Origin of the sequence: Corallococcus sp. CA054B (assembly GCF_003611625.1) — a bacterium.
GTDB classification, from domain to species: domain Bacteria; phylum Myxococcota; class Myxococcia; order Myxococcales; family Myxococcaceae; genus Corallococcus; species Corallococcus coralloides.
Window position 1 is genome coordinate 1 of sequence record NZ_RAVY01000393.1, and the last position, 1,428, is coordinate 1,428.

Genomic DNA, 1,428 nt, shown 5'->3' on the forward strand with positions numbered 1-1,428 from the left:
CGTAACCGTCCGGCCAACGACGTGCCGCGAGGGATTGCCGGGGTAGCGGCGCGCGGCGGACGCTTCCGGGCATGGCGAAGCAGGTGGAGAAGCCGGAGTGGGCGCGCGTGGCGGAAGCGTTCGAGGCCAGCGGGCAGACGCAACGGGAGTTCGCGTTGGAGAGGGGCGTGCGGCTGAGCACGTTGCAGTCGTGGGTGTACCGGGCACGACGGGCCGCGACGACGCGAGCCAGGCCGGTGAGGCTCTTGCCGGTGCAGGTGACGACGACGCCCGCTGAGGCAGAGTCGGTGCTGGAGGTGGTAGCCGCGAGCGGGGCGCGGGTGCGATTCGCCGTGGGCACCGACGTGGGGTACGTGGCCCGGCTCGTCGCCGCGCTGGGACGGTGAGCGGGCGATGTTCACCCTTCCGGCTTCGGTGCGCGTGGTGCTGGCGGTGGAGCCGGTGGACATGCGCAAGTCGATTGATGGCCTCATGACGCTGGTGCGCGCCGAGTGGGGCGAGGACGTCTACTCGGGGCACCTCTTCGCCTTCGTCTCGCGCAAGGGCGACCGGGTGAAAGTGCTGACGTGGAGCCGGGGCGGCTTCGTGCTGCTGTACAAGCGGCTGGAGACGGGCCGCTTCCGGCTGCCGCGCGTGGACGCGGGCGCGCAGGCGGTGACGCTGGACGCCACGCAGTTGGCGATGCTGCTGGACGGCATTGACGTGGCGGACGTGCGACGCCCGCCGGCCTGGTCACCGCCCGGGCGCGCAGCCTCCTGACGGCCCGGCGCGGGCGCGGGGGCCGGCAGCGCGGTATGGGCTTCAGGTGCCGCGCGAGCTTCCACTGGACCATTTCTGCCCCTGGCGCGAGGAAGCCGAGGAGCTGCGCGAGCGGATGACGTCGCTGGAGGCGAAGATGGCGGCCCTGGAGAGGCGCGTCTTCGGGCGCAAAGCCGAGAAGCTGCCGCCCGTCTCCGAGGAATTGAGGCAGACGGCCCCGAGTCCCCAGGACGAAGCGGCACGGACCGAGGCCGCCCTGGCGAAGCGCCGGGCTCGGGCCGCGCGGAAGGCCGAGGAGGCCCCGACGCGCGAAGTGCGGTATGCGGTGCCGCCCGAGTCGAGGCACTGCCCTGCGTGCGGCAGCGAGGACTTGAAGCCCTTGGGTGAGGGGCGCCGGACGGTGGTGTACGAATACGTGCCGGCCTTCTTCGAGCGCCAGGTGCACGTGCAGCAAGTCCTCTCCTGCGCCTGCGGCCGGGGCGTGGTGACAGCCCCCGCGCCGCCGAAGGTGGTGGACAGGGGGGAGTACGGCCCGGGCTTCCTTGCGCACGTGGTGGTTTCCAAATGCGCGGACGCCATGCCCTTGCACCGGCTCGCCCAGCGGGTGGAACGCGGCGGCGTGCCCATGAGTCGCAGCACCCTGACGGACCTCTTCCACCAGTCCGCCTC

The 1,428-nt window shown here is 72.3% G+C and carries 3 protein-coding genes; all 3 read left to right on the forward strand.

The annotated features are described in order from the left end of the window. The first annotated feature begins 71 nt into the window (after positions 1 to 71). Positions 72 to 386: a hypothetical protein gene (locus D7V80_RS40940; RefSeq protein ID WP_120593141.1), complete on the forward strand. Its 315-nt coding sequence runs from the start codon at positions 72 to 74 to the stop codon at positions 384 to 386. Positions 387 to 393: 7 nt separating this feature from the next. Then, positions 394 to 759, forward strand: coding sequence for an IS66 family insertion sequence element accessory protein TnpB (gene tnpB / locus D7V80_RS40945; RefSeq protein ID WP_120593142.1), 366 nt, complete (start codon positions 394 to 396; stop codon positions 757 to 759). Positions 760 to 805: 46 nt separating this feature from the next. Next, the coding region (locus D7V80_RS40950) for a transposase (RefSeq protein ID WP_147447404.1) at positions 806 to 1,428 on the forward strand (623 nt) is incomplete at its 3' end.

What these genes read in the sequence shown, in the direction of transcription:
- tnpB (WP_120593142.1), top strand. Translation starts at nt 394, where the DNA reads ATGTTCACCCTTCCGGCTTCGGTGCGCGTGGTGCTGGCGGTGGAGCCG.
- D7V80_RS40940 (WP_120593141.1), top strand. Translation starts at nt 72, where the DNA reads ATGGCGAAGCAGGTGGAGAAGCCGGAGTGGGCGCGCGTGGCGGAAGCG.